We start from the raw sequence: 1,053 nt of genomic DNA, 5'->3' as shown, positions 1-1,053 counted from the left end.
GCTATCGCGATGCCTTGCGCATGCTGATCCTCTTTGCCGCCGCCCGGTTGCGGAAGAAGCCGGCGGCGTTGACGCTCGAAGATCTCGACCGAGACCTCGTTCTCGCTTTTCTCGACGATCTCGAGGAGAAGCGGAACAATTGCGTCGCCACGCGCAACGCCCGCTTGGCCGCGATCCGATCTTTCTTCCACCACGTCGCTGCTGCCGACCCGGCGTCCTTCGGCGTCGCCCAACGCGTGCTGACGATTCCCATCAAACGGACGCACATTGAGGTGACGCACCACCTCACCAAGGCCGAAGTGGACACCCTCATCGCGGCACCCGATCCAAAGACGCCCCGTGGTCGGCGCGACCGAGCCTTTCTGCTCTTCTTGGCACGGACCGGCGCCTGGGTCTCCGAAGCCACCGGCGTCAACGCAAACGACCTTCAGTTGGAACGGCCCCACCCGCAAGTGCTGCTGCGCGGCAAAGGGCGCAGAGACCGCGTCGTCCCCATTGCTAAGGACCTGGCGCGAGCGCTGACAACCTTGTTGAGCGAGCGCGGGATCGCCCATCACGAACCGCGACCGATATTCGTCGGCGCCCGCAACGAGCGGCTGACCCGTTTCGGAGCGACCCATATCGTGCGGCGTGCGGCGGCCGAGGCCGTGGCTATCAGGCCGGCCTTGGCCGACAAGCCCATATCGCCGCACATCTTCCGGCACTCCCTCGCCATGAGGCTTCTCCAGTCCAGCGTGGACCTTTTGACGATCCAAGCCTGGCTCTGGCACGCACAGGTCGCCACGACCCACCGCTATGCCGCCGCGGATGTCGAGATGATGCGCAATGGACTTGAGAAGGCGGGCGTCGCCGGCGACCACGGCGTGCGTTTCCGACCGAACGACGCCGTTCTGCAACTGCTGAACAGCATCTAAATATTATGTGGCGGAGGCAAGCTGGGTTTGGCCGGCCCTGCCGGGCGTCAGGGCGGCTGCGCCACATAATCTCGCCCGACGCATAAGAACGGATCGGCCCCCATTGTCTCTCGCACCAGCGCCGCCAATCCCTCAGCAC

General features: G+C 64.9%; 1 protein-coding gene. It reads left to right on the top strand.

Features of this window, described 5'->3' with window-relative positions; genetic code table 11:
• Positions 1-914 (top strand): tyrosine-type recombinase/integrase (locus tag EN742_RS35825; protein WP_128333932.1); only part of this gene is annotated, 914 nt, incomplete at its 5' end.
• Positions 915-1,053: the final 139 nt, after the last annotated feature.

The organism is Mesorhizobium sp. M4A.F.Ca.ET.020.02.1.1, assembly GCF_004022645.1.
Classification (GTDB): Bacteria; Pseudomonadota; Alphaproteobacteria; order Rhizobiales; family Rhizobiaceae; genus Mesorhizobium.
This window is presented reverse-complemented; position numbering and strand designations above follow the sequence as displayed.